The sequence below is a fragment of the Actinomyces polynesiensis genome, from assembly GCF_000820725.1.
Classification (GTDB): Bacteria; Actinomycetota; Actinomycetes; order Actinomycetales; family Actinomycetaceae; genus Pauljensenia; species Pauljensenia polynesiensis.
In genome coordinates this window covers 1-24,245 of sequence record NZ_CCXH01000002.1, presented here as the reverse complement: position 1 = coordinate 24,245, position 24,245 = coordinate 1, and the positions used below count along the sequence as shown (strand labels likewise).

General features: G+C 67.7%; 12 protein-coding genes and 2 pseudogenes. 2 read left to right on the top strand and 12 right to left on the bottom strand.

What is annotated here, in order from left to right; translation table 11 throughout:
- Positions 1-111: 111 nt before the first annotated feature.
- From TA90_RS00095 to TA90_RS00080, 4 genes are all read right to left on the bottom strand, one after another.
- Positions 112-4,305: an OmpL47-type beta-barrel domain-containing protein gene (locus TA90_RS00095; protein ID WP_043533996.1), complete on the bottom strand. Its 4,194-nt coding sequence runs from the start codon at positions 4,303-4,305 to the stop codon at positions 112-114.
- Between the two features lie 89 nt (positions 4,306-4,394).
- A complete protein-coding gene (locus TA90_RS15705; RefSeq protein WP_043533995.1) occupies positions 4,395-5,135 on the bottom strand; it encodes a hypothetical protein in 741 nt (246 codons plus the stop codon).
- 312 nt (positions 5,136-5,447) lie between these two features.
- The gene (locus TA90_RS00085) at positions 5,448-9,290 is read right to left on the bottom strand and encodes a sialidase family protein (protein ID WP_043533994.1); all 3,843 of its coding nucleotides are present in this window, start codon (positions 9,288-9,290) and stop codon (positions 5,448-5,450) included.
- 150 nt (positions 9,291-9,440) lie between these two features.
- Complete coding sequence (locus TA90_RS00080; RefSeq protein ID WP_052450295.1) at positions 9,441-13,679, bottom strand: OmpL47-type beta-barrel domain-containing protein; 4,239 nt, start codon at positions 13,677-13,679, stop codon at positions 9,441-9,443.
- Positions 13,680-14,197: 518 nt separating this feature from the next.
- Here TA90_RS00080 and TA90_RS00075 point away from each other — a divergent pair.
- On the top strand, positions 14,198-15,403 hold the full coding sequence (locus tag TA90_RS00075) for a hypothetical protein (RefSeq protein WP_147513283.1): 1,206 nt from the start codon (positions 14,198-14,200) through the stop codon (positions 15,401-15,403).
- Positions 15,404-15,617: 214 nt separating this feature from the next.
- On the opposite strand, the gene TA90_RS00070 is transcribed toward TA90_RS00075, so the two are convergent.
- The gene (locus tag TA90_RS00070; protein ID WP_043533992.1) at positions 15,618-16,943 is read right to left on the bottom strand and encodes an ISL3 family transposase; all 1,326 of its coding nucleotides are present in this window, start codon (positions 16,941-16,943) and stop codon (positions 15,618-15,620) included.
- 100 nt (positions 16,944-17,043) lie between these two features.
- Between TA90_RS00070 and TA90_RS15345 the strand changes: the two are divergent.
- Positions 17,044-17,442: pseudogene (locus TA90_RS15345) on the top strand (ISL3 family transposase); the annotation flags it as partial.
- Between the two features lie 86 nt (positions 17,443-17,528).
- Here TA90_RS15345 and TA90_RS00065 read toward each other — a convergent pair.
- From TA90_RS00065 to TA90_RS00040, 7 genes and pseudogenes are all read right to left on the bottom strand, one after another.
- On the bottom strand, positions 17,529-18,563 hold the full coding sequence (locus TA90_RS00065) for an LCP family protein (RefSeq protein WP_082031151.1): 1,035 nt from the start codon (positions 18,561-18,563) through the stop codon (positions 17,529-17,531).
- 123 nt (positions 18,564-18,686) lie between these two features.
- The gene (locus TA90_RS00060) at positions 18,687-20,444 is read right to left on the bottom strand and encodes a tyrosine-protein kinase domain-containing protein (RefSeq protein WP_052450293.1); all 1,758 of its coding nucleotides are present in this window, start codon (positions 20,442-20,444) and stop codon (positions 18,687-18,689) included.
- A 362-nt stretch (positions 20,445-20,806) separates the two neighbouring features.
- The gene (locus tag TA90_RS00055; protein WP_043533991.1) at positions 20,807-21,307 is read right to left on the bottom strand and encodes a PIN domain-containing protein; all 501 of its coding nucleotides are present in this window, start codon (positions 21,305-21,307) and stop codon (positions 20,807-20,809) included.
- Positions 21,304-21,540 (bottom strand): ribbon-helix-helix domain-containing protein, encoded by a 237-nt coding sequence (locus TA90_RS00050; RefSeq protein ID WP_043533990.1) that lies wholly within the window; start codon positions 21,538-21,540, stop codon positions 21,304-21,306. The genes TA90_RS00055 and TA90_RS00050 overlap by 4 nt, the downstream gene beginning before the upstream one ends.
- Before the next feature lie 109 nt (positions 21,541-21,649).
- Complete coding sequence (locus TA90_RS14395; protein WP_156135656.1) at positions 21,650-21,793, bottom strand: hypothetical protein; 144 nt, start codon at positions 21,791-21,793, stop codon at positions 21,650-21,652.
- Positions 21,794-22,082: 289 nt separating this feature from the next.
- The gene (locus TA90_RS00045) at positions 22,083-22,724 is read right to left on the bottom strand and encodes a carbohydrate ABC transporter permease (RefSeq protein WP_231550611.1); all 642 of its coding nucleotides are present in this window, start codon (positions 22,722-22,724) and stop codon (positions 22,083-22,085) included.
- Positions 22,721-24,026: pseudogene (locus tag TA90_RS00040) on the bottom strand (IS256 family transposase). Before TA90_RS00040 ends, TA90_RS00045 begins: the two are co-directional and overlap by 4 nt.
- Positions 24,027-24,245 lie beyond the last annotated feature (219 nt).

Sequence of the window (24,245 nt, the reverse complement as noted above, 5' to 3'; positions counted from 1 at the left end):
AGGGTTCCCTTCGATCCGTCGTGACGTCGCTGCTGGTGGTCCACACGCGCTGTGGCGCGGAACCCGTGTCGTGGGCGCGGGTGTCCACCCGGTACGCGTGGTGGTGGCTGTTCATTGCCCCTCACCCCGCCGCCTGCGCGGGAGGCGCAGTCCTGAGGTGCCGATGCCCGCCAGGAGGAGGGCCAGGGCGCTGGTCAGGAGCAGGGCGGACCCGGCTCCCGTGCGGGCAAGGTTGCTCCCCTGCTGGGAGCCGCCCTGGACGGCGCCCGTGGTGGCGGCGGAGGCGGTGCCACCGGCGCCTGACCCACCCGAGGCGGAGTCGTCGCCCGTGCTTCCACCCGGGGTTCCACCCCCGTCGGAGGGTGAGGGGCTCGGTGCGGGGGTCGGGTCGGTCCCGGGATCGGTCCCGGGGTCGGTCCCGGGGTCGGTGTCCGCGATCGTCACCTGGTGGGTGACCACCTCCGAGGTGTTGCCGGCCCTGTCCGTGGCGCGTGCGCGGACGCTGTGCTCCCCCGTCCCACTGACCTCCAGGGCCGTGGTCCAGGGCTGCCAGTCGCCCTCGTCAATGCTGACCTCGGTGCTGGCGGTGCCCGAGGTCACGTCGGTGGCGGTGACGGTGATCGTGCTGCGTCCGCCCTGCGGGTCGGGCTCGTCGCCCACCTGTACGACGGGTGCGACGGTGTCAACGGAGAGGGTCGTGGCGGAGACTGCTCCACGGTCCTCACCCACGACGGAGCGTGCCTCGATCGTCGTGACACCGTCGGGCACCTGGAGCGATTCCTGCCCGACCGGCGTCCAGTCCCCGCCTCCCAGGCGGTACTCGACGCCCACGGTGGAGGCCAGTGGAACGGCCAGCGGGAAGGTGACTCCCGGTGCGGTGCGGTGCCAGACGCCCAGGTCGGGGACCCGATCCGTCTCGATGGTGACACCGGGTGCCTGCGGGGTGGCCAGTGCCTGCAGTTCCTGGTCACCCACGGCGCCCGCCTGGATGCGCAGCTCGTCGATGCCTCCGGTGAATGCTCCGGCACCGGGGGCCGGTGAGGCCCCGATGGTGTCGGGCTGGGAGGGGGTGCCCGGCGTGTAGGAGTCTGCCGCGAAGTTGATCGTGGTGCTGCCCGCGACGCGGTCCTGCTCCACTCCGTCGATCCACACGCGGATCGTGCCCGCGACGAAGTCGATGCTGGTGGCGATGTGGTGCCACTGCTGGTCATCGGGGTAGTCGACGAGGACGCTGTTGTCGGGGTCATCCACGGTGGAGCGGGCCGCCACGCGCAGGTGTGCCCCGACGAACCCGACATCGATGCCGGCCTTGGCCTGGTCGATGCGGGTGCCGAGGACCCAGTTCCCCTCCGTGTCACCACCCCGGTCCAGGTCGGTGGGGCGGATCCAGGCCGACACGCTCACGGCCGGTGCCCCGGCCAGCGCTGTGGCCAGGGATTCACCCCCGAGGGTGCCGCGCGCCGTGCCGTCCAGTTCGATGGCTCCCCCGATGGGTCCCGTGACCTGTCCGGAGGAGATCGTCACGTCCCGACCCCCACCTGTGGAGTCCGCGAAGGTGGTGTTGTCGGAGGGTGCGTCGAAGGACCATGCCGCCAGGAGTACGGCAACCCCCAGGCTGCGGGAGGTGGCTGTGGCCTGCCCGGCCACAGACGACTCCGCGGTGGCCCGCACGGAGAGGGCGTGGCCGGCGTCGGCGGCACTCACCGTGTAGGTGTCCGACGTCGCCGACGTGATCGTCTCCCCGTCACGCAGCCACTGGTAGGACACGGTGGTGTCCCCGGGTGTGGCGGTCGTGGAGGCGCTCAGGGTGGCGCCGGGACGCGGCGTCCCTGAGACCTCCACCCAGTCGATGCCGGCTGCGGGGATGCGCCCCACGTGGACCGGGTCCGAGACGCCGCTGCCCGGGGTGCGCCCCTCGGCGCTGGCCGTCACCTGGACGGCCAGGGTGGCCCCGGAGTCCTCGGCCGTCACGCGGTGGGTGTTCCCCGTCGCGCCGGGGATCGGGTGACCGTCCCGCAACCACTGCAGGGAGATCTCGGCATCCTGCGGATCGGTGGAGGGGACCACAGCGCGCAGTTCGGCGCCGGCATCAGCTGTTCCCTCGATGGTGGGCTGTGCCACTGCCACCGGTTCGGCGCCCTCGTGCCACAGGGTCGCACCCTGGAGGCGAGCGGTCTCCAGAGCGCCGGATGCACGGTTGGACGTCGCGAACACACCGACGTCGAGCTTCTCCCCGACTCCGCGCAGCGTGACCGTGGCGACCCTGGTCCAGGGGTCGCCGGTACTGCTCCGGGCGTAGCCCACCAGGGTGTCGGCGCTCTCGCGTACCACGCGCAGGTGGACGGGTGCCTTCATGCCGGGCGTCTTGGCACTCTCGGAGTCGATCCACCCGTTCCCGTCGGCGTCCCACTGCATGAAGGCCCCCGACTGCCCGGACACCGCCAGCGTCGCATACCCCGTGGACGCCCCTGAGGAGCCGCCCCGTGAGAGGTCGTCACGCACGACGATCCCCGCCCGGGAGTCCGCGTTGACCTCGGTTCCCAGCGATGCCAGGCGCACGTCGAGGGCGTCGCCCACCCCGAGTGCGTCGGACTTGTAGATCGTGGACATGGAGTCGTAGGTGGTCCACATTCCCTGGTTGCCGTCACCGATGACGAAGGAGTTCGTGCCCTCGGCGCAGAAGGAGGATGCTTGGGCGCCACCCCAGGCGGCGATGCGCCAGGGTTCCGACACCGAGCAGTCCGTGCCCCGTCGCAACCAGATGGTGTAGGTGGTCGTCGTGGTGGTGTCGGCGGCTGTCACGCGGATGTCCACGCGCTCGGCTGCGCTGCGCACCTCGACCTGGGCCCCCGGATCCGTTGCCGTGGCCACCACAGTGGGGACACCTCCCGTGGAGTCGACCTCGTAGGTGGTCGTCGCCGGGTCGAAACCGTCCAGGGCCCGACCGTCCAGGGTCACCGAGGCAAGCGTCGCGGTGGTGGCGGGGGTCCCGGAGAGGGTGATGGGGAAGGCGTTGAAGCTGAGGAGTCCGACGTCCCTGCTGGTGGCGATGGTCGGGCCCGTGCCGACGTGTCCGTAGTAGGTGAGCCCCGTGGCCCCTGACCCCAACGGCCCGTCCAGCGAGAGACGCAGCAGACCACCCCCCGCGTTGGTGACCCGCGTGATGCTCGCCTGGGAGCCGGTGAGGGCGAAGTCACCGGAGGGATCCCCGGAAATCCTCAGGGAGTCGTCCGCGTCGGCGAGCTGCAGCTCCAGGACGGAGGAGGTGGCAGAACCGCTGACAAGTGCGGGGGTGGGTGCGGTGTAGCCAGCGCCATCGCCGTCGAAGAGGTCACGCAGGAGGACTCCCTCGGCCTCCTGGGCGATGGTCTCGTATCCCCCGGCATAGGGGTAGTGGCAGCCGTCGTGGCGGGGGATGCCGGTGGTGGACAGGACGGTGAGGTCGTACCCGGGAAAAGTGGTGGGCAGGGTGCGCTGCGCCTCGCGCAGGGTGATGCCCACGGACGCTGCAGCGCAGGAGCTCCGCACCTGGAAGGCGTAGTAGTCGATCGTGGAGGTCTGGGCACCACGGGCGAAGTCATGGGTCCACCCCTCCAGGAGGCGTCCGAACCCGTCGATGTGCTCGGCGGCACGGTCGTGGTCACTCTCGCCCTGGTAGAAGATCAGGGCGTCCACCTGGTTGAGCAGCCCGGCATTGCGCATGCGGGTGTAGAGACGCCCGTAGTTGGTGTTCAGGTCCGCGCGGTCAGCGCTGTTGCGCGCGAAGTACTCGATGACTTGTCCGCCCTTGGCGCCGTTGATGACGGCGACGGGGATCCCGCTGTCCTGGGCGAGGTCGGCGCCCATCTTGAGGCCCCACATGCCGACGTGGCCGGCGTTCCAGCGTCTGTCACCGATGCTGCCGACATTGGCCTGGGCGTAGTTCCAGGTCTGCTCGGCCCCGGAGAGCACGGCGTTCTGCTCCGGGGAGCCGAAGGAGCGCACCCATTCGGAGACGTGGGTGTTGCCGGCCGCCTGGTCGGTGGCCGTCATCCCCATGGCCTCGGCGTTGGACTGGCCCTGGAGGACCACGACGGTACCCGCGACCAGTCCGTGCCAGTGCCCGACCACTCTCGGTCCCGTCGGGGAGGTGGCCACCAGACGGGCCTCACGGTTGCGCAGCTCCGCAGGGATGGACACCGCTCCCGAGAAGGAACGGTCCGAGGCGATCGGTACGTTGGTGGCGCTCCACTCGGTCTCACCGTCTGCGCGCACTTCCAGGGACAACGCGGTGACGGAGGCATCAGCATGCCCGGAGACGGCCACGTCACCAGTTCCGTCCTCCCCGCGTGGGTAGAGGCGCAGGTCCTGGGGGGACTCGTCCAGGGTGACGAGGGCGGGACGGGCGTAGACGGTCAGTCGGCGTGTGGAGTACCCGTCGCGTTGTGGGCGAAGGTCCAGTCGGGGTTGCCGGATGCGGAGGTCCCGATCCCCAGGTCCAGTGTGAAGGAGGAGTTGTTCCAGGCGTTGACCGCCAGGACCGTGGCGGGCGGTGTGGAACCGGTGAGGTCCTCGGCGATGGCGTGGACCTGGAAGGAGCCGTAGGTGCCGGTGGCGGAGGGACGGTCGTCCGCGTCGTAGGTGGTGGCGCTGGCACCGGGGACCTGTCCGGAGGAGGCGGGGTCGAAGTCGGTCCCCCACATCTCGATGTAGCCCTGCTCGTGGTCACCGGTGGGGACATTGGCTGCCGTGGAGGACACGTGGAGGTCGGAGACCCGCTGGCGGCGGATGTCGCCGGCAGCGGTGGGCAGACCGATGCGTGTGGCATCCGTGGTGAAGGCCTGCATCGAGGTGTAGACGCTCTGCGTGTTCTGGGTGGCGCCCAGTTCCAGGCAGTACCCGACCCGGTCGAAGGCCCCGATGGCTGCGGTGGCGTCGTAGTTCCAGACGCCGTTCCACTTCGAGGTGGGCAGGTCCACCTGCTGGACCACCTCCATGCCCTCCCCCTGTGCTTCGGTGTCGCAGGCTGTGGCGCCCGGGGACACGTCGGGGGCCGCGGCGGCGGGAGAGCCCGTGCCGACCACTGCTGTCGCGGCGACCAGGGCCGTGACGGCGAGGAGGGGGACCGTGCGCCGGGGTGTGTGCGGATGGGACATGGTGAGGTCCTTTCCCGGGCGCCCTGCGGTCGGCATCGGCCGTGGGGGCTCCCGCTGGGAGCAGGTGGTGGTGTGTGGGTCGGTGGCTCGTTGTGTGCTGGGTCGGAATGCGGTCGGTCGGAGTGCGGTGAGCGGGTTCGCGGTGGCGTGGATGGTCAGTGGCCCGGAATCCGGACCGCGACCATTGGGACGTGCTCCGACGGCAGCTGCCGGGACCGCCCGCTGCTTCCAGGTCCAACGGATCCACGGACCCTCCCACGGCCCGGTCGAGACCTCCCTTCTGTAGGGGAGTCCCGGCCGGGCCGGATGGGGTCAGCGCCGGAGGCGCCCGGTCACCAGAAGTGCTCCGAGGGAGAGCAGGACCACGGTCAGGAGGGCGAGTGCGGGCAGGGCGTTCGCTCCCGTGGTCGCCAGGCCCGAGCCCGTGGCGGCCGCGGCGGGGCTGCTGCTCGCACTGCTCGGTGTCGGAGTCGCCGCACCGCCGGGTGCGGGAGTGGAATCGCTACCGGGGTCCGTCCCCGGATCAGTGCCGGGGTCCGTCCCCGGATCGGTCCCCGGATCAGTGCCGGGGTCCGTCCCCGGATCCTCCTCGAGGGTGACCTGGAGCTCCTGACCGGCGGAGGTGTTCCCGGCGACGTCAGCCGCGCGGTAGTGCACCGTGTGCGTCCCGACCTCCGTCACACGCACACCCTCCGAGCAGTCCTCCCACTCGCCCTCGTCGAGGGCACACTCCACGGAGGCGACCCCTGAGGTGGCGTCCTGGGCGTCAAGGATCACCGTGGCTGCTGCCCCGTCCGTGTCGACGCTGGCGGAGACCTGTGGGGCCTGCGTGTCGACGGCCACCTCGATCTTCTGCTCAGGGCCGTCGGTGCCGCCCTGGGAAACGTGGAAGACCACCGAGTGGCGTCCCTCCCCCAGTTCGAGGGGCGCGGTCGTGAGGCCGGTGCCTACCTCCTGTGACTGGGGTTCGCCGCCATCGATCGTGTGGGTGACGGTGACCGCCTGACCCCCCACCGGCTGCGTCGTGCGGAACCGGAGAGTGGGGGTGGTGGTGAACCATCCGGCTGCGTTGGCAGTCTCCGGCGTGGTCTCCGCGCTGACCGTGGGCAGGTCCGCGCGGGCCAGATCGGCCGCCTCGGCATCACCGAGCGCCTTCCCGTACACGCGCATGTCGTCCAGGGACCCGGTGAAGAAGAGCCCTGCAGAGGGCGAACCTCCCAGGGTGGAGGGGTCCGCAGGGTTGCCCGGCCGATAGGTGGCAGAGGACCACACGGGTGCCACGCCCGGGAGGGCGCTCACGGCGAGGCCGTCGATGCTCAGCCTGATCTGCTTCGCGGAGAAGTCCAGTGTGGCGGCGATGTGGTGCCACCGGCCGTCATCGGGGTAGGCGAAGAGCGCCTTCTGGTAGGAGTCGCTCGCACTGGAGCGCCCTGCCACCCGTAGGTTCTTCCCGTCGAAGATCACGTCCATCCCGGCGGACTTCGCGTTGACGCGCGTGCCGAAGACGACGTTGTTCTCCCCCGACTCCGCCAGGGCGCTCGGCTTGATCCAGCCGGCCACCGTGATCGCGGGAGCACCGGTGAGCGCCTCGTCCACGGTGTTGCCCAGCACGACGCGCGCGGTCCCGTCCAGGGTGATGGCGCCAGCGCGCGCACCGTCGGAGGCGGTCCCTGTTCCGGTGGCGGTACGCCCGAAGGGTGAGGAGTCCTTCCATGTGCAGCACTGGTCCTCGTCGAAGGTCCAGTGCCCCACCAGTGTGTCGCGCACGACGTCGATGTCGATGGTGATGTCGCGGGTGGTCCCGTCCTGGGCGGTGACCCGCACCTGGGCACGTGGTGAGTCAGAGGTCATGTCGGGCTGCTCGATGACCTCGGCACGTGCGTGTGGGGATCGGGTGACGACCTGCGAGACGGACACCGCGGCGGGGCTGACGCCGGGCAGGGCGCCGACGCGGAGGTGGTACTCGTCGCTCCCCGCCTGCGGGTACACGGCGGGCGCGCCGGAGAAGTAGACGCCAACGACATCGGTGGTGGACTCCGCTGCAGCAGGTGCCCGCAGACGCAGCGTCAGGGTGCGGGAGGCACCACCGGAGGTGAGCTGGACCTCAACGACACGGCTCTGGCCGGCGGACAGGTCCACATCCGTCGACGAGGGCGACACCGTGGTTCCGTCCCCCGCGGTGAGTCCCAAGTGGGTGGTGCCGGGATCCACGGTGAGGGTCTGCACGTCCGCGCTGGGTGTGAAGGCCACGTCCTCTCCGTTGACCGTCACCCGAGTGAGGGCGGGGATCGTGGTGTCGGCCAAGTCGGCCACGTCCTGCGCGCCCAGGGCTGCGCGGAAGATGCGCAGGTCGTCGAGGTCTCCCACCAGTGCGGCACCCCAGGTGGCGGAACCGACGCGGTCGTGGACGGTCGGGTTGGAGACCTTGTACTCACTGGATCCGTAGGACACGGTGGCGCCTTGGGGGTCCACCTCCTCACCGTCGATGTAGATGCGCATGGTGTTGCCCACCAGGTCCGCCACGGCTGCGACGTGGTGCCACGCCCCGTCATCGGGGTAGGCGACGGTGCGCACGACGGCAGGGGTCGATCTGGTGGCCCTCACCTCTGCGCGCACCTGGGCACCGACGCCGTTGGCGGGTGCTCGCAGCGAAACCTCTGCACCCGTGGTGCTCCCGTTGACGGCACTCTGGAAGATCACACCGTTCTGGGGGATCGGGCTCTGGGCGCGGGTCCACGCCGCCATGGTGATGCCCTGGGCGCCCCACAGGGCAGGGTGCACCTGGTTGCCCAGGTCCATGCCACCGGCAGTCGGGGCGTAGGCCGAACCGGACGCCCCGTCCTCGACGACGGTTCCCGCCACGGTCTCCGCCTCGATGCCTGCGGTGGCAGATGTGTCGGCGCCGAGGTCATCGGTGTCGTCGAACCCGAGGTGGAGGACCTCCCTGCCCTGACCCAGCCATGTCCGGAAGTCCGCGAAGCGGTGGAAGGTCATCTGATTGGTGTTGTGGTTGGTGCTGGAACCCTCGTAGGCGGTGCGCGACACCAACAGCAGGTCGTCCCCGTCCACCTGGATGGTGGGCTGGGAGAAGGCGGTGGTCCGCACGGACTGCTCCCACGTCTGGCCCTGGTCATCCAGGACCAGGTTCGTGACGAACTGCCAGTCCTTGAGATCGGGGGACTCGTAGAGCGCCAGGACATTGCGGTGGTGTGCCAGACCCGAGAACTTGTCCTCGGTCTCCGGGTTGCCGACCATCAGGTAGCGCTGGGAGGGCTGGTCCCACAGGATGTAGAACTTGTTGATGGAGACCCCTCGCGGCCAGGTCACTGCCCCCAGCTCCGTCAGTGTCGTGCCATCGGGGCTGATCTGCTCCCACATCGTCTGGGTGGGGTGGTCGTGCCAGCGCTGGATGTCCAGCACATTGCCGTCACGGTCCACGACCGTGTTGCCCTCCAGGACCAGGTTGGTGGTGCCCTCATTGGTCGCCGTCCAGCTGGCGGGATCCGTGAGGTCGGCATCGAGGGGGGCGGAGACCACCATCGCCCGGAAGTTCCCCCAGCCGCCGCCCAGGTAGCGTTCGAAGGACTTGTAGACCCGCCCGTTGGCGATCGCCACCGGGGTGTCCCCGGTCGTGTAGGTCCCCTCCTTGAGGACGCTGGGGGTGGACCAGGTCACCCCGGCGTCCGTGCTGCGGGAGATGACGATGTCGTCGTACTCATCGGCGGAGCCGTTGCCCATCAGGTAGAGCGAGTCCCCCAACTGGAACACGGTCGCCCAGAACATCGGCTCGACCACGGCGGTCCGGGTCCAAGTGGTGCCCTTGTCGGTGGAGCGCAGCACCTCCGTGAAGCGCTTCCCGCCCGTACCGAAGGCGTCGGCTCCCGACCCGAAGCGGTTGGAGGCCGCCACGTAGGAGCCGTCGTCGAGGACCTCCAGGGTGGGTGAGCCGACGAAGGCATTGCTGGAGGCCGGGGAGTAGCTGAGGATGGCCTCCTCGGAATTGCTGAAGGCGTCGGCCTGCACGCTGGCGGCACCGGTGGCGACCATGCCCAGGGAGACGAGGCCGACGAGGAACGCGCGGGTGATCCGCTTGCGTAGGTGCGTGGTGGGGCGGGTGTTCCTGTTCGAGGGTGTGGTGAGTCCTGCCATCGTCATCGATGACCCTTCCTGCGACTGTGTGGGATGTCGACCAGTGAAGTGGGATGTCTGGGGTGGGTGCGGGTGGGCCGGCGGGTCGACGGTCGTGACGGCTCAAGGGTGGGCCCAGGGGCCCGGCCACCGTGGATGTGGCGGCCGGGCCCTGGGTCAGCCCCGCCTGCGCCGCCCCAGGAGCGCCAGAGCTCCGGCCGCGGCCAGTGTGGCGGTCAGCAGCACTGTGGGGAGCAACTGCTCCGCGCCGGTGCGTGCCAGCCCGGTGCCCGAGCCGGATCCCTTGCCGGAGCCCGGACCGGTGCCCGCAGATCCGCCGCCGGTCTGGCCCTGACCGGTGCCGTCGGAGGGCGCGGTGGGCGTCGGGGTCGGGGTCGGATTGTCCGGGTCGGTGGGAACGGCCTCGACGTCCAGGGTCTTCGTCCCGGAGGTGTTGCCCGCGGCGTCGATGGCCCGGTAGCTCACCGTGGTGGCGGAGTCGGGGACGCTGAAGGGGCCCTCGTAGCCGGTCCAGGCGCCCGATCCCAGGGCGTACTGCACGGTGATCGTGTTCGCGTCGGAACCGGACAGGGTCACCGTGCGACCCGACAACGTGGCGCTGACCTCGGGGGCGGTGGTGTCGACCCTGAAGCTTGCCGACACCGGTGTGGAGACGTTGCCCGCCTCGTCGGTGGAACGCACCTGAAGGGTGTGCTCCCCTTCAGGGATCCCTACCGCCGCGGTGTAGGCGGTCCACTCCGTGTCGTCCTCCGCGACGTCGGTGCCGGTGTCCACCAGCCGGTACTCGATGGTCGACTCCTCGCTCTGGTTGTCGGTGGCCGCCACCTCCACGCTGGGTGTGGTGACGTACCATCCGTCGCGCCCATCGGGCTCGGCCGGGGTGGCGGTCAGCGTGACCACCGGTGCGGTGCGGTCGGTGAAGGTCACGGTGTAGGTCTTGCTGGTCCTCCCGTCGGCGGCGACCACGGTGACGGTTGCCCGGGGATCATCGGCACTCGGCTGCGTGATGCTGACCTGGGCGTCCTTGTCGGTGGGCACGGCCACCACCGTGGGCAGCCCCTGTGCGGGGGTGTCCAGGGAGTACTCGGTGGTCTCAGGGGAGAACCCCTCCACGGAGGTGGCTCCCAGGCGCAGAGCGGCAAGGGTCGCCACGTCGGAGGCAGCAGCGTGGGTGTTGATGGCCACCTCGGAGATCTTCGCGTAGTAGTTCTCCACGAGCTCCACCCTCACCCGGGTGGTGCTGACAGGGTCGAAGCTGACCGTCGTGGGAGCCGAGGTCGTCAGTCCGCTGACCTGGCCCGCGGAGGTGGCGACCCACTGACCCGCATCGTCCAGGTACTTCACGGTCACCGCCTGGGGAGCACGCTCGGTCGAGGTCACGGTGACTGAGGAGATCTGTCGGGAAGCACCGAGTGAGTAGGTGAGGGAGTTCGCGCTGCGACCCCCACTCACCCAGTCCGACCAGTACGTGTTCGTGTTCCCGTCACAGGTGTTGGCGGGCTTGTAGTTGCCCTCCGTGTAGGCCGCGACCACGGTCACGGAGTTGCCCGTGGCACACAGGTTGGTGGAGGACAGTGTTCCGTCGAGAACGATGACGGAGAGGGTCGCTTTCAGGGGGCCCGCGTCGGTGTCGTTGGACTCGGCGGTGCCCGTGACGGTGACCACCCCGGCCTGCGCGAAGGAGCTGTCGCCCAGTCCGCTCCAGTCCCAGACGACGGGTGCTTCGAAGATCGTCTCCGGATCAGTTCCGACACGTGCGTCGACAATGGTGGGGGCCGCGGCCCGCACGGCTGCGAGGGTGGTGCCCGAAGCGACAGTCATCGACGTCGGGTCGGTGACGGTGAATGCACCGACGGCGACCTTCACCGTGGCGGGCAGCGTGTTGCCGAAGATGTCCGTCGCGGTCCCGGTGAGCGTGACGAGCCCGGGGGTGGCCCAGGTGGTGTCGGGGACCTCGTCCCAGGCCACTGGTGCGGGTGCGCCGGCACCCCAGGAGTACGTTGGGATGACCGTGGTGGGAAGCGTGGGCGAGGTGCCTGCAGGTGTGGCAGCCGTTGCCGGCTCACTGCCGGTGGGTGTGGTGGAGCGCAGGGTCCACAGCTGGTTGTCGCCCCCGTTGTTGGGCCACACGTCCACTGCGGCGCCGCTGGCCCTCGACTGACCTCCGACTTCGATGGGTTGGGCCGTCTTCTGGTTGACGAAGGTGGTGCGGGTACCGTCCGTGGAGCCGATCGTCCACAGGGCGCTCGGGTCGGAGGACGCCTGCTCCAGGGTCAGATCGGAGGCGGAGACCGTTCCCCCACCGGTGCCGACCGTCGAGGAGGCGGAGGTGAGGACCTTCCCGGAGGCGGACTGGAGGACGTAGCTGCGGGCTCCGCTGATCGCGGAACGTCCCGCCTCGTGCAAGGTCCAGGTCTGGGCCTTGGCCGCGGAGGCGGTGGTGGCAGGGGTGACGACGGAGACACCGGCCTTGCCGTCGGTGGAGGTGGTGGCGCTCAGGGCCAGGTCGGACTGGACGCCGATGAGCTGGTAGGTGGTCCCGCTCTGCACGCCGGTGTCCGCGGACGTCCCGGACACACCGTCGACGACGATGGTGGTCACCGACTGGGCGGGGACCGTGAGGGTCACGGACTTCGCGTCCGCGTCCACGGCCACGGGGTCCTGGGCGACCAGGCCGGTCTCCATGATCTCCGAGGGCGTCCCGTCGGACGAGTTCGGCGTCGTCGAGACATAGGCGGTGGCGGAGGCGCCCTGGGCGATCGCCGCGAACTTCGAGAGGTCAATGGTGACGGTCTGCGCGGAGGTGGACTCATTGCGGTGCACGACGGTGGTCGAGGTGCCGTCCGCGCCGATCGCGGCCGTGGAAGCGGTGTCATTCGTGGGAACGAGGGAATCACCGGGGCGGATGAAGTTGGTGTAGTTGCGCAGGACGTTGAACTTGGAGTTCAACAGGATCCTGCAGGGCTCCACCCCAGATGTCCTGCCCCCGTTGTCGGCGACGCGCCGGTCGGAGAGGAAGGCACTCCCGTGTCCGTCAGGCGCGGAGTCCGTCGTGCCGAGCGCCTGGTCGGTGACGGTGTCGTAGTACTGGCAGTCGAAGTCGATGTCGATCTCGCCCCAGTTCAGCTTCTCCTTGAGTTGCATGTTGTAGTAGTCCTCCACGGGCTGCCACAGGACCCACGCATTGGGTTGGAGGCCGTTGAGGTCGTCAGCGATCTTGCCCGCGAAGCCCAGCGCATTCGCCGTTGAGGAGGGGTTGAAGCCGGTGCTGTCCCAGTTGCCCTCGACCTCGGACATCCACAGCTTCTTGTCGGCGCTGCGTGCCAGGTCGCGTACCTGCTCCGTGGTCGGGGACCAGTAGGTGTGGACGTTCATCTGGGTCACCGCGTCGCGGATCGAGGAGGGATAGGACGTCCAGTTGTTGACGAAGGTGGGGGTGTTGGTCTCGTCCATGGCGGAGATGGCTGTGTCGGAGCCCGCATCCTCCAGGGCCTTCTGCAGGGCATCGATGACGGTGGCCTGCTGGGCTGCACCGACATGCATGCCTTCCTGGCGAGCCGAGGGCTGACCGTTGACGATGCCGGTGCCCCAGTAGTTCGTGTTGGGTTCGTTGAAGGGGTCCAAGGTGTTGAAGGTGGCACCGTACTGGTCCTCGAGGTGCTCGGTGACATGGACCAGGTACTGGACGTACTGCTGGACGGCGTCGCTGCTGAGTTGCTGGGCCGTGGAGTTGAAGCCGCCGGAGACATAGCCGGACTCGGTCATGAACCAGGGCGCGGAGTTCGCGAAGGCCTCCAGACCGGTGAGGTTGTCGTCCTGGACCAGCTTCTCCAACCACCAGCGCTGGGTGGAGTCCTTGTCCCAGTCGTAGTAGGCGTCGTCAGTGGCATCGAAGTTCGCGCGCACGGCGGACTTGTCGACATAGTTGGTGGTGCTGCCGCCGTAGAGACCGGTGGAACCGTCCGCATCCTGGCGCCAGTACCCGTCCACGGCACCTCCGGCGCGCAGGTAGCTGGGCACGTCGCTCGCGTTGCCGCCACCGATGTTGTAGCGCGCGATGGTCAGGCCCAGACCGTCCTCCTGGGAGAAGAGCAGGTCGTACAGCTGGGAGCGCAGCTCTTCGGGGTAGTCCCCCGTGGCATTGGCGAACCAGACCAGGGATGTGCCCCAACCCTGGAAGGGGCCCGATGCGTACCAGGGGTTGGGGGTGACGGTCACCTGATTGATGCTGGCCGCCGGGGCGGTCGCGGCGGGCACGGCCTGCGAGGCGGGGACCAGACCCGTGGTGCCGGCGGCCGCGAGGCCGGCCGCGGCCAGGGCAGAGACCAGGAGACGTGTGTGGCGGCCCCTCCGGATGCGGGAGCCATGGGGACCGGCAGGAGTCGAGGGTGTCATCTGTGACCTTCCAGCGTTGTGCAGAACAGTCTGTGCAGCGGCTGGTTCAGCGGTGCGACCTCGCACCCGCCTCCAGCCTGATAACGCAACCATGCACGTTCAGGTTCATCCTCACCCCCGGCTCGACAACCTGTCAAGGAGCTGGCGAAAGGCTTTGCGAACCCTGGGAGTCCACATCACGGCAGCCCAGAAGACACGAGAGCTGGCAGTCCCAGAATCTCGCGGGTCCTCACGCGTCGAGCCCTCCCCGGGGCAGGATCCAATGTGATCTGATTCACGAAAACGCCATTCACCTGCAGAGCGGAGCCCGGTGCTCTACTCCCCCGCCCGTTGCCAAGAGCTCCGGCCAGCCCCACGCTGCCGGCATCCGGCGAACCGTCGGCACGTGAGAGTTCATCGCAACTCTCACGAGTGGGACCCGGACACGAATGAGGCTCACGCCCCGTTCGACACATGTTCGCGCAGGAGCTGCACCGAGCCTTCGCCGACTGCATAGAGTTGGACCCCGAGGATGAGGCGTGAACACACCACCAGAAGCACAGCCTCAAGAGGTCGCGGTTCGGCGCCTGGGCAAGGATGGAGCAGAGCTTGCCGTCTTCGAGTTTCAGGGCAAGTTGCGGGAGCTCATGATCTCCAGTCTCCGCGAGGGCTATCTGACGACCGGCAGCTATGTCCCGGGAGCGAAGGCAGTCTCGCCGCAAGGTGCCATGTCCGTGGCCGTCGCAGGCGCGGCCACAGGGGCAACCGCGTTGTCCGCAGCATTCTCATCGACACTCTTCGTCGCGACCGCCAACCCCGCCACGCTCATGACCATCGGAAACGGAGTCGGCAGCGCCGTGATGGGAGCCGGCGGGATCGTGGCCCAGGCACCGTTCATCGCTGTGGCGAGCTCACTGCCAGTCGTGGCACCGATCCTTGCAGTCCAAGCTCTCAGCACCGCAGTGATGATGCAGCAGTTCAAGCAGGTCGACCAGAAGCTCGACACCATCAAGAGCACTTTGGACAAGGCGATAGCGAGAATCGAGGCGACGCATGCTGGCGAACTACTCGCCGCATCAAGAATCGTCGACGATGTCTACGAACAGTACGGACTCGAAGGATCGTTCTCGAACGACATGCTCATTCGCCTCGCATTCGCTGAGCGCGACGTGAGAGCGCTCGCCGCACGGTTCCGACAACTCGTCGAGTCCCGTGACATCACCGACGTCGATGGCCTCGACGAGGTTCAGCAGGCAAACTATGACGCCCACAGCGCACTGCTCGCATCGTTCGTGGAGCTCCGGACCTCCTATCTCCGCGTCTGCGTCAACATTCAGGAGAACCCCAAGTCGGTCAGCTCCTCCATCGAGCACCTGAAGTCCGTCATCGACGATGGCATCGGTTTCTGGCAGCAGTTGCAGGACCGCTCACAAGTTCTCAAGCGTGAGAAGGAGCAACTCGAGGCTCGAGTCCAAGACATGGGCTGGAAGGAGCGTCTCCCGGGTCGCGTAGGGGCCTCGACCGAGAGAGAGCTCGGGAGACTCAACGCCGCCTACATGTCGACGATGGAGAGCGAACGGGAGATCATGGAGGAGTTCCATTCCCTCATCGAATCCGCCCGCGAGACAAGAGCAGCACTTGAGACGCCCACACCCACTGATGCAGGGACCTCCTCCACTCTCGTCTGCTGGAAGGACGAGACCGGAGAGCATGCCTTCGTGACGGAGAAGAGCCTGCTCTCCTAAGGGACCTGACGTTGGCACAATCGCAGATCGTGTGGCCGAGCCGTTCACGAGCTGTGACCTGCAGCCCGCACATTCCTCAACAGCGCACCCCTACATTGGAGTCTTGACGCTCGGGAGCTGTCAATCACTCCATGTCGTCGGAGCCACACAATTGACGAGGCACTTTCTGCCCCCGCAACGCAAGTGGAGTGAGTGGTTGTTCGGCTCTTCGTAATCAAGGGTGTAGGTGGGGTCTGAAGCCGCCGGCTTCGAGCAGACTCCGTGAGATGTAGTTCGTCAGGTTCCGGAAGCCCAGGGCGGAGCCGCGGAGGTGTTCGAGGCGCCCGTTGATCGCCTCCGTGGGACCGTTGCTGGTGCCGGGCCGGTCGAAGAACGCGAGCACGTCGATGGCGCGTTGCTTCAGTGTCTGGCCGAGCTTGCGCAGTTCGACAAGTCCGGCCGGGATGCCGCTTGTGAGGGAGTCGATGAGTTGCTGCATGACGAACTTCCCGAGTCCCCGGTCAGGTTCCCGGTAGGCGGTGACCATCCGCTGATAGATGCCCCAGGTCGCCTCGACCTCGACATGCTGCTCGTCGGCGAACAGCTCCTCGAGGCGGGTCTGCTGCTTCTCGGTGAGCAGCCCGGCTCCGGTGTGGAGGGTGCGGCGGGCCTTGTAGAGCGGATCCTCCTTCCTTCCGCGGCGCCCGAATGCGTCACGCTGGACGCGGCGGCGGCACTCGTCGAGCGCGTCGCCAGCCAATCTCACGACGTGGAACGGGTCCATCACCGCGACCGCGTCGGGGAGTTCCTCGACGGCAGCGGTCTTGAACCCTGGGGGCACCTCCCGCTTGCGGGGGAGGAACCCGTCCATCGCGACAACCTCGACACCATCGCGCCAGGCCTGGGGACGGGCGGCGAGCCAGGTCTTGAACACGCTCTTGGAACGCCCCTCGACCATGTCCAGCAACCGTGACGGTCCGGTCTTGTCCCGCACCGGGGTGAGGTCGATGATCACGGTCACGTACTTGTCGCCGCGGCGGGTGTGGCGCCAGACGTGCTCGTCGACGCCGATCACCGCGACGCCGTCGAACCGGGCTGGGTCATCGATCAGTGCCCGCTTGCCCTCGGCGAGGACCGCGGTGTTCGCCGTGTGCCAGGACACCCCTGGGCCCGCGGCTACACGCGAGACCGTGAGATGGTCGACCACGATGCCCTCCAGCGCCCACCGCATCCCGCGACGAGACAGCTTCGCTCGCGCGGGCGCCGCCGCGGTGAGGTCTTCCCGCCAGGAACGCCCGCAGCCGGAACACTTGTATCGGCGGATCCGGACCAGCAGCGTCGTCGGGCGGTGTCCGAACGGCTCGTGCGCGAGCAACCGCGAATCAGTCCCGCGAGAAAGCCCCTGGCTGCCACAACCCCGACACCACGGATCCGGCTCCGCAACCCGGCACTCGATCACCGCCCGGTCCGACTCAAGACACTGCCCCACCGCGAGGAGACCGAGCTCGTCCAGTCGGCAGAACACGGTCAGATCAGGGGTCGCAAAGGTAGCGTGGAGCACGTCGAGGTCTTCCGGCAGATGGTCAGTGTGAGAACTTCCATCATCGGGAGACCTCGACCCTCACCCCCGCAACGACGCGCTCAACCACCTACCCCCTCAACTGCGAAGAGCCCCTAATCTGACCACGCTGAATCGCCCGGACGAGCTCGGTCTCGTGGTGGGAGGCCAGAGGATTCTACAGGATCGATCCGAGATGGCCTGTCGGCTGCTGGACGACGACCGGTGGTGTCACGACTGTGGGTGTGAGGGGATCCCTCAGACACCATGGCCCGCCGTCTCGCCCACAAGCCCTCGGGCTGGAGACCGGTGACACTGCAGGTAACGGCTGCGTCGCTACCGCTACTCGGGCTGTGGGCGGGTGTGAAGGTAGGACACCACTCAGGCGGCCCAGCCGCGCTCAAGAAGTGTCCCGGGGCGGGCTGTGCTGGGCCCAGTGGCGGGCATCGTCGTCCAGCACTTCAGCGTCGCCTGCATCGCGGAGGTTCTGGGTATGTCCTGGGGCTGGCAGCAGTTCCTGAGCGGACTGTGTCACGCTTCACAAGACCACGGAGTGCCGCCCTCGGGGCTCCCCTGCCAACGCACCCCTCAGTTCACCGCTTCACTCCCCAAGGTCTGAACCTCCGGGTGCTCCTCCAGGAACGCTGCGACGTCGTCCTCCTGCCAGGCCTTCATCAGCCCGTCCAGCAGGTCGTCGTTGAGCAGCACGATGGACTGCCCGTCATCGCTGGTGCCGGTGCCGCTGACCGGCGCGGTCATGAAGTTCACCCCGGCGGGCCGCAGGTCCTTCAGCCCCAGCCCCAGCTTCACCATGGAGTCGAAGTTCAGGGAGTCGTCCACTGCGGAGTGGGCCAGCAGCATCTGGGTGAGTCGGGTGACCTTTCCGGGGTTGGTCAGCACGTCCTGACTGAAGGCCTTCGCCATGATCGCCTTGATCCACGCCTGCTGGCGCCGCACCCGGTCGAAGTCACCGTTGGGCAGGGAGTAGCGCTCCCGCACGAAGGCCAGGGCCTCCTCACCGTTCATCTGCTGGGGGCCGTCCACCGTGGTGATCTCGACCCCGCCGAGCTCGTCGGTGATCTGCTCGAAGCTCGCGAAGTCCACGATCGTGAAGTGGTCGATCGTCACGCCCGTGAGGTCCTCCACGGTCTGCACAGTCAGCGCCGCCCCACCCCAGCTGAAGGCGGCGTTGATCTTCGCGTCCCCGTGACCCGGGATCGGCACCCAGGAGTCGCGGGGGATGGACATGACGTTGACGCCCTTCTTGTCCCCGGTGATCTGGACGAGCATCATGACGTCGCTGCGCTGCCCGCCGTACTGCCAGTCGGAGGCGTCCCCCCCGCTCTCACGCGAGTCGGAGCCAAGCACCAGGAAGTTGACGGCGTCCCCGGTCTCCCCGGACTGCGCCCCGCTCTGACCCGACTGGGTCGCAGTGCCACTGGGCAGGGCGTTGGGGATGTGCGTGATCTGGGAGTTGATGGAGCTCCTGATCCCCAGCCCGATCCCGACCACGGCCAGCACCAGGACCAACACGATGCTCCCCAGCGCGACGAGCGCCTTCCTGGTACCACTCCAGCCCTTCTTCACCGCGTGGCTGGAGGAACGAGTCGCCTGTGTGCTCATTGCTCCAGTATGCCCGCCCCACCGGGCACAAGTGTCACCACCGCTGTGGGCACTGCCGGTGCCACCCCATCAGATCTACGAGGGCGACGCCGTCGGGCGTCCTTCCGCCCGGGTGGGCGTGGCTCAGCTGCGTCCGTGCAGGGGCGGGAACTTGACGCCGCTGCGGGTGGAAGCGTCCGGGACTGTGGCCGGTGTGCTGTCCTCATCGGCGCCGACCACCTTGTCCCACTGCTCCATCTGGGTGGTGGTGGCCCTGCTCCTGCGGTGCGTGGTCCGCCCAGTGGACCCGACCCGGCGGGGTGTCACCGTGGGGATGGGCGTCTCGTGCGAGGAGGTGCCAGGCACCCGTGTCTCCCGGACCGGCACCTCTGGGGCGGGTGGCTCGGCCGTGGGCACCGCGGTCGTGGCGCTCGGGGCGTTCGGAGTCGTCCGGGACACCTGCGCCGGCACCACCGGGCCAGCGGCCTCCGTGGCACGGGCAGTCCGCGCATCGTCCTGCTTGTAGGGGGCATGCCCGTAGCCGTACCCGTAGCCGTACCCGTACTGGGAGTCCCCGTAGCGCAACCGAGCCAGTTTCGACGATGCCACACGGTTGAGCACGACCCCCAGGACCACTCCCCCGGTCTGCTCGATGCCCTCCAGCGCGCCCGCCAGCTCATCCGAGGTCGTCGATCCGGAAGCGGCCACCATGACCACGCCGTCCGCATGCTTGGCCAGGACGACGGCGTCGGTGACGGGTAGGACCGGGGCAGCATCCACGATGACCAGGTGGTCCCGGGACAGGTACGCCAACAGCTCCGACATGCGCTGTGAGCCGAGCAGCTCGGAGGGATTGGGCGGGACTTCCCCGGCCGGTAGCACCGAGAGTCCTTCAATGCCGGTCCGGCACACGGCCTGCTCCAGGCTGACCGCTCCCACCAGGACCTGGGTCAGGCCCAGCTTCGAGGCCACTGCGAAGGTCTCACGCACGGTGGGTCGCCGCAGGTCCGCGTCGATGAGCAGCACCTGCTGGCCCGCGGCCGCCATCACCTTCGCGAGGTTCGCGGCCACGGATGACTTCCCATCCCCCTGCACGGGGGAAGTGATGACGATGCTGCGCAGTTCCCGGTCCACGTCCGCGTAGCGCAGGTTCGTGCGCAGCTTGCGCAAGGACTCCGATGCCCGGAAGTCCCTCGCATCATCCGACTCCGATCGGGCGATGGTGTCAGAGGCCGGGATGACTCCCAGTACGGGAGCCTCGAAACGGGTCTGGATGTCCTCCACTGTGCGCAGACGCTTGTCCAAGGTGGTGCGGGCGAACGCAATCACGTACCCGAGCAGGAGTCCGGCCAGGATCCCGGCCCCCAGGTACTTCATCGGGCTCGGCGTCACCACAATTGTCGACAACGCGGCAGGCGCCATGAGCACCACGCCGACGGGTGAGTCCTCACCCTCCAGTTCCTTGACCTGGAGGGCAGCCTTGTCCACCACGGCATCGGAGATCTCACGTGCTTGGTCGGCGGTGTCTGCGGTGGCGGTGACATTGATGGTCAGCGCATTGGTGGCATTGGAGGCGGTCAGGCGCCCGGCCAGCTCACTGGGGGTCGTGTTGAGCTTGAGGTCGTCGATGACGGCCTGCGCCACAGTCTGGGAGGTGAAGACGGGCACGAAGGCCTTGACCTTCTGCGTGGCCAGCTGGGAGGCGTTGTAGTAGGCGTTGGCGGATGCCTCGGTGCCGTCATCGGTGGGCACCGTGACCCGCACGTAGGCCGTGGAGGACGCCGTGTACTGGGTCGGTGTGACATTGAGCAGCCCGAAGGCTCCGACTCCCCCGACCAGCATGCACACCAGGATCGTGCCGAGGTGGCGTCGGGTGAGTTTGAGGAAGTCCTCCAGGGTCATGGAACCGTCCTGTCAGGATGTGAAGGTGCGCGAGGCACTCGTACTGCTGGATGTAGTCGGTCCACACTCTAGCGAAGAAGAATGGCTCCACCCCAGGACCAATCATGGTGTCCGCCTCTCTGGGAGACGCCCGCAATCTCTACTGAGAACCCCCACTGAAACCAGCTGTGGCGGCCTGTGACCCAGAGTGCGTCAGATCCCGCCTGCGCTCGCGCGGGCACGAGAGGGCGGCTATACACCTCACTGAGAGGACGCGACATAGTGGACTTCTCCCCTCCATCGTCGTCTCAGATGAGGCCATCGGGTCAGCATCGCCACCGCACAGACCCGCCCCTCGACTGGCACCTACCCTCGGGATAGCCTCACCGCGCTCTGCGATGGGTGAGCACCTGCACGAAGTCCCGTGGTCGGCAGATCCAGACACCGCGCCAGTTGGGGCCGACGTCGAGCAGGTGATGATCGCTCGTGACGATGATCGACGCCTGCACACCCGGATCGATCGCGAGGGCCAGGATGTTGTTGTCCTCGTAGTCCGCGAGACCGAAATCCAGCACCTCGGGTTCCACGACTGCGCCTGCAGAGTTGTCCCAGATGTCCACAAGAAGCTCAAGGAAGCGGCTGATCAGTCGTTCACTCTGACCGGCCCGACGCATCTTGTCCCTGATGTTCCAGATGACGTGCGGCGATGAGAACAACGCAAAACTGCCATCCAGAGCCATGGACAGAGCATCAGCCGAGTGGTTGCCCGACACGGGTGGCACCACGTCCAGCACTGGTGGGTAGGCGCCGTCCGCACCCAGAATGAAGTCCAGGTAGACGTTGACGTCGAAGATGACGTCAAGCCGTGTGCCGTCCGAGCTCACGATTGGGCGATGAGTGCGAGAACCTCATCGTGGGAGTAGATCCTCCCACCCCGCTCAGCTCTCGCCTCCTCACGGACATCGGTGAGGCGCTCGCGCAGCATGTCAGCCTTGTACCTGCGCACCGCGACACGCAGGAACTCACTGCGGTTCCCGTCTGCGAATCGCTGGACCACAGCATCGAGATCGGGACGCATCGACTCGTCGATTGCGAACCCAACGGTCTTGGCCTGCATGATGACCTCCTTCGGAGACCTTCAATCTAGCGTGTTGCATACACATATGCAACGGCCGGACACAACCTCCATGCTCATGTGCTGTCCGCGTCCGGAGCAGGTTCGTTCGTCAGTTGTGCATACCGAGTTCGTCGCCGAGATCGAGGAGCTTGTGTGCCGCCTCGCGCCGACGACGACGCTGTTCGTCACGACTGGCGAGGATGTCCGCAGTCTTCAGCCGAGTGTGCGTACCGACCTGCTCAGTCGTGGTCATGATGGTCTCGTTCGCAGCAAGTGCCGATGCGGGTGTTCTGTCTTCCTCCCAGTGCTTTCACTCCCCACGCCAGAGGGGCGTCAGTCAAAGGTGCAACACGTGGCATCGCGCGAGGAGGCTGCCCTCGGAAGTGCAGACCCGACCGCGCACCCACGAGGGCGGGCAGTCTCCACGAGGGCGGGCCCCTGGGCTCGAGGCTGACATGCCACGACCCCAGGGACCTCCCTCCGTGCGCATTCGGCTCACGCCCGGACCGACAGACAAGAAGGGTCCACGCCTCAGCTGCGACTCACCCCTTCACAGCGCCTGCCAGGGCGAAGGAGTTCCCCGACACCTTCTGCATCACCGCGTAGAGCACCAGGACAGGCGTCGAGTACAGGATCGAGAATGCCGCGAGCTTGCCGTAGGCGATTGTTCCGTACATTCCGAAGAAGTTGTAGATCGCGACTGCGGCTGGCTGCTTCATCGAGTCGAAGGTCAGGACGAAGGGAACGACGAAGTTCCCCCAGGCACCTGTGAACACGAAGATGAACACAACCACGAGGCCCGGCTTCATCAGGGGCAGGACGATCCGCCACAGGGTCTGCATGGCGCTGGCACCATCGACCCAGGCCGCCTCCTCCAGGGAGATGGGGACCGAGTCCATGAAGTTCTTCAGCATCCACACAGCCATGGGCAGGGAGGTGGCTGCCATGAACGGGATGATCCCACTCATCGAGTCGAGAAGGTTCAGGCGCACGAACAGTGAATAGACCGGGACCATCATCGCCGTGATCGGCAGGCATGTCCCGAAGAGGATCGTGTACATGAGTCCGCGGGTGAAACGCATCTTGTAGCGGGACAGCGGATAGGCAGCCAGTGCGCCGGCGACCACAGTGAGAAGCGCCGTTCCCAACGAGCAATAGTCAAGACCTGTGGATCGGCGTGTCATGCGGCTTGAGCGTCACCTCCTGATTCGTGGGTGGAGGTCTGCTCGTCGTGGCCGTCTGGTCGTTCGACGAGGATGCCGTTCCTGAACGTTGCGCCGGCGCGGACGAGGGCGACGAGGTGGGGCGCGTTCACGGCGCGCCACCTGGTCTGGGCGGACTCGATGAGCTTGAAGGCCATCGCGATTCCGGCGGCTCGGGAGCCGGGTCCCTTCGTGACGCGCTGGCGCAGCCGGACGGTCGCGAACGTGGACTCGATCGGGTTGGTCGTGCGTAGGTGAACCCAGTGCTCGGCGGGGTAGTTGTAGAACTCCAGGAGGACGTCGAGGTCGTCGGCGATCTTCGCGGCGGCCTTGGGCCACTTGGTGCCGTAGTCAGCGACGAACGCCTCCGCAGCACGCTCGGCGTGGTCGCGGTTCTCGGCGTTCCAGATCTCGGCCAGCACGGCCTTCGCGCCCGGCTGCGCGGACTTCGGCAAGGCGTTGAGGACGTTGGCGATCTTGTGGAACCAGCACCGCTGCTCGCGGGTCTGGGGCCAGACCTCGCGCAGCGCGGCCCAGAACCCGAGCGCCCCGTCGCCGACCGCGAGGACCGGAGCCCGCATCCCGCGGCGCTTGCAGCTGCGGAGCAGGTCGAGCCAGGACTCGGTGGACTCTCGGTGCCCGTCGTCGAGCGCGACCAGCTCCTTCGTGCCGTCAGCACGGACACCGACGATAACCAGCAGACACACCTTGTCCTGCTCCAGGCGGACCTTGAGGTGGATCCCCTCGACCCAGCAGTAGACGAAGTCGGTGCCGGCCAGGGACCGCTGGTTGAGCGCCCTGGCTTCGTCTTGCCAGTCCCTTGGTCAGCCGTGTGATCACCGACGCCGACAGGCCGTGGCTGGTGCCGAGGAACTGCTCCAGTGCGGGGGTGAAGTCACTGCTGGACAGGCCGTGCAGGTACAGCAGCGGCAGCACCTGCGCAACCCGTGGCGACTTCCTGGCCCACGCCGGCAGGATCGCCGAGGCGAACCGCCTGCGCTCACCGGTCACCGGGTCGACCCGCTTGTCGTTGACCCGCGGCGCCTTGACCGGGATCGCGCCCGCCGCGGTGGTCACCTCCCGCGGCTCGTGGAAGCCGTTGCGGACCACCAGGCGACGACCCGCCTCGTCGAGCTCGTCGGTGAACTGCTCGACGTAGGCCGCGACCTCGGCCTGCAACGCCGCCGCCAGCATCTGCCGAGCGCCGTCGCGGACGATCTCATCGAGCAGCGACCCACCGGCTGCATGGTTGGACGCCTCGACGTCTTGGACTACCTTCAACATGAGCGCACCTTCCCGAACCAGCGCGCCAACGCCGGTCCTGATCAGAGTTCTGTGACTACAAGATCTTCCTCGCGAAGGTGCGCTCCGTCGCGCTCACCCGCCGAGGGCCATCCACAGGTTCTGATCATTGCTGGCTCTTCGTCATTCAGCGTGGTTTGGTGAGGCTGGCCTGAGCGGTTTGAAGCGCTGAGAGTGGTGTGTCGGTGCTGGTGTGAGGGG

What these genes read in the sequence shown, in the direction of transcription:
- TA90_RS00085 (WP_043533994.1), bottom strand. Translation starts at nt 9,290, where the DNA reads ATGACGATGGCAGGACTCACCACACCCTCGAACAGGAACACCCGCCCC.
- TA90_RS00065 (WP_082031151.1), bottom strand. Translation starts at nt 18,563, where the DNA reads ATGAGCACACAGGCGACTCGTTCCTCCAGCCACGCGGTGAAGAAGGGC.
- TA90_RS00080 (WP_052450295.1), bottom strand. Translation starts at nt 13,679, where the DNA reads ATGACACCCTCGACTCCTGCCGGTCCCCATGGCTCCCGCATCCGGAGG.
- TA90_RS00045 (WP_231550611.1), bottom strand. Translation starts at nt 22,724, where the DNA reads ATGACACGCCGATCCACAGGTCTTGACTATTGCTCGTTGGGAACGGCG.
- TA90_RS14395 (WP_156135656.1), bottom strand. Translation starts at nt 21,793, where the DNA reads ATGACCACGACTGAGCAGGTCGGTACGCACACTCGGCTGAAGACTGCG.
- TA90_RS00060 (WP_052450293.1), bottom strand. Translation starts at nt 20,444, where the DNA reads ATGACCCTGGAGGACTTCCTCAAACTCACCCGACGCCACCTCGGCACG.
- TA90_RS15705 (WP_043533995.1), bottom strand. Translation starts at nt 5,135, where the DNA reads ATGTCCCATCCGCACACACCCCGGCGCACGGTCCCCCTCCTCGCCGTC.
- TA90_RS00050 (WP_043533990.1), bottom strand. Translation starts at nt 21,540, where the DNA reads ATGCAGGCCAAGACCGTTGGGTTCGCAATCGACGAGTCGATGCGTCCC.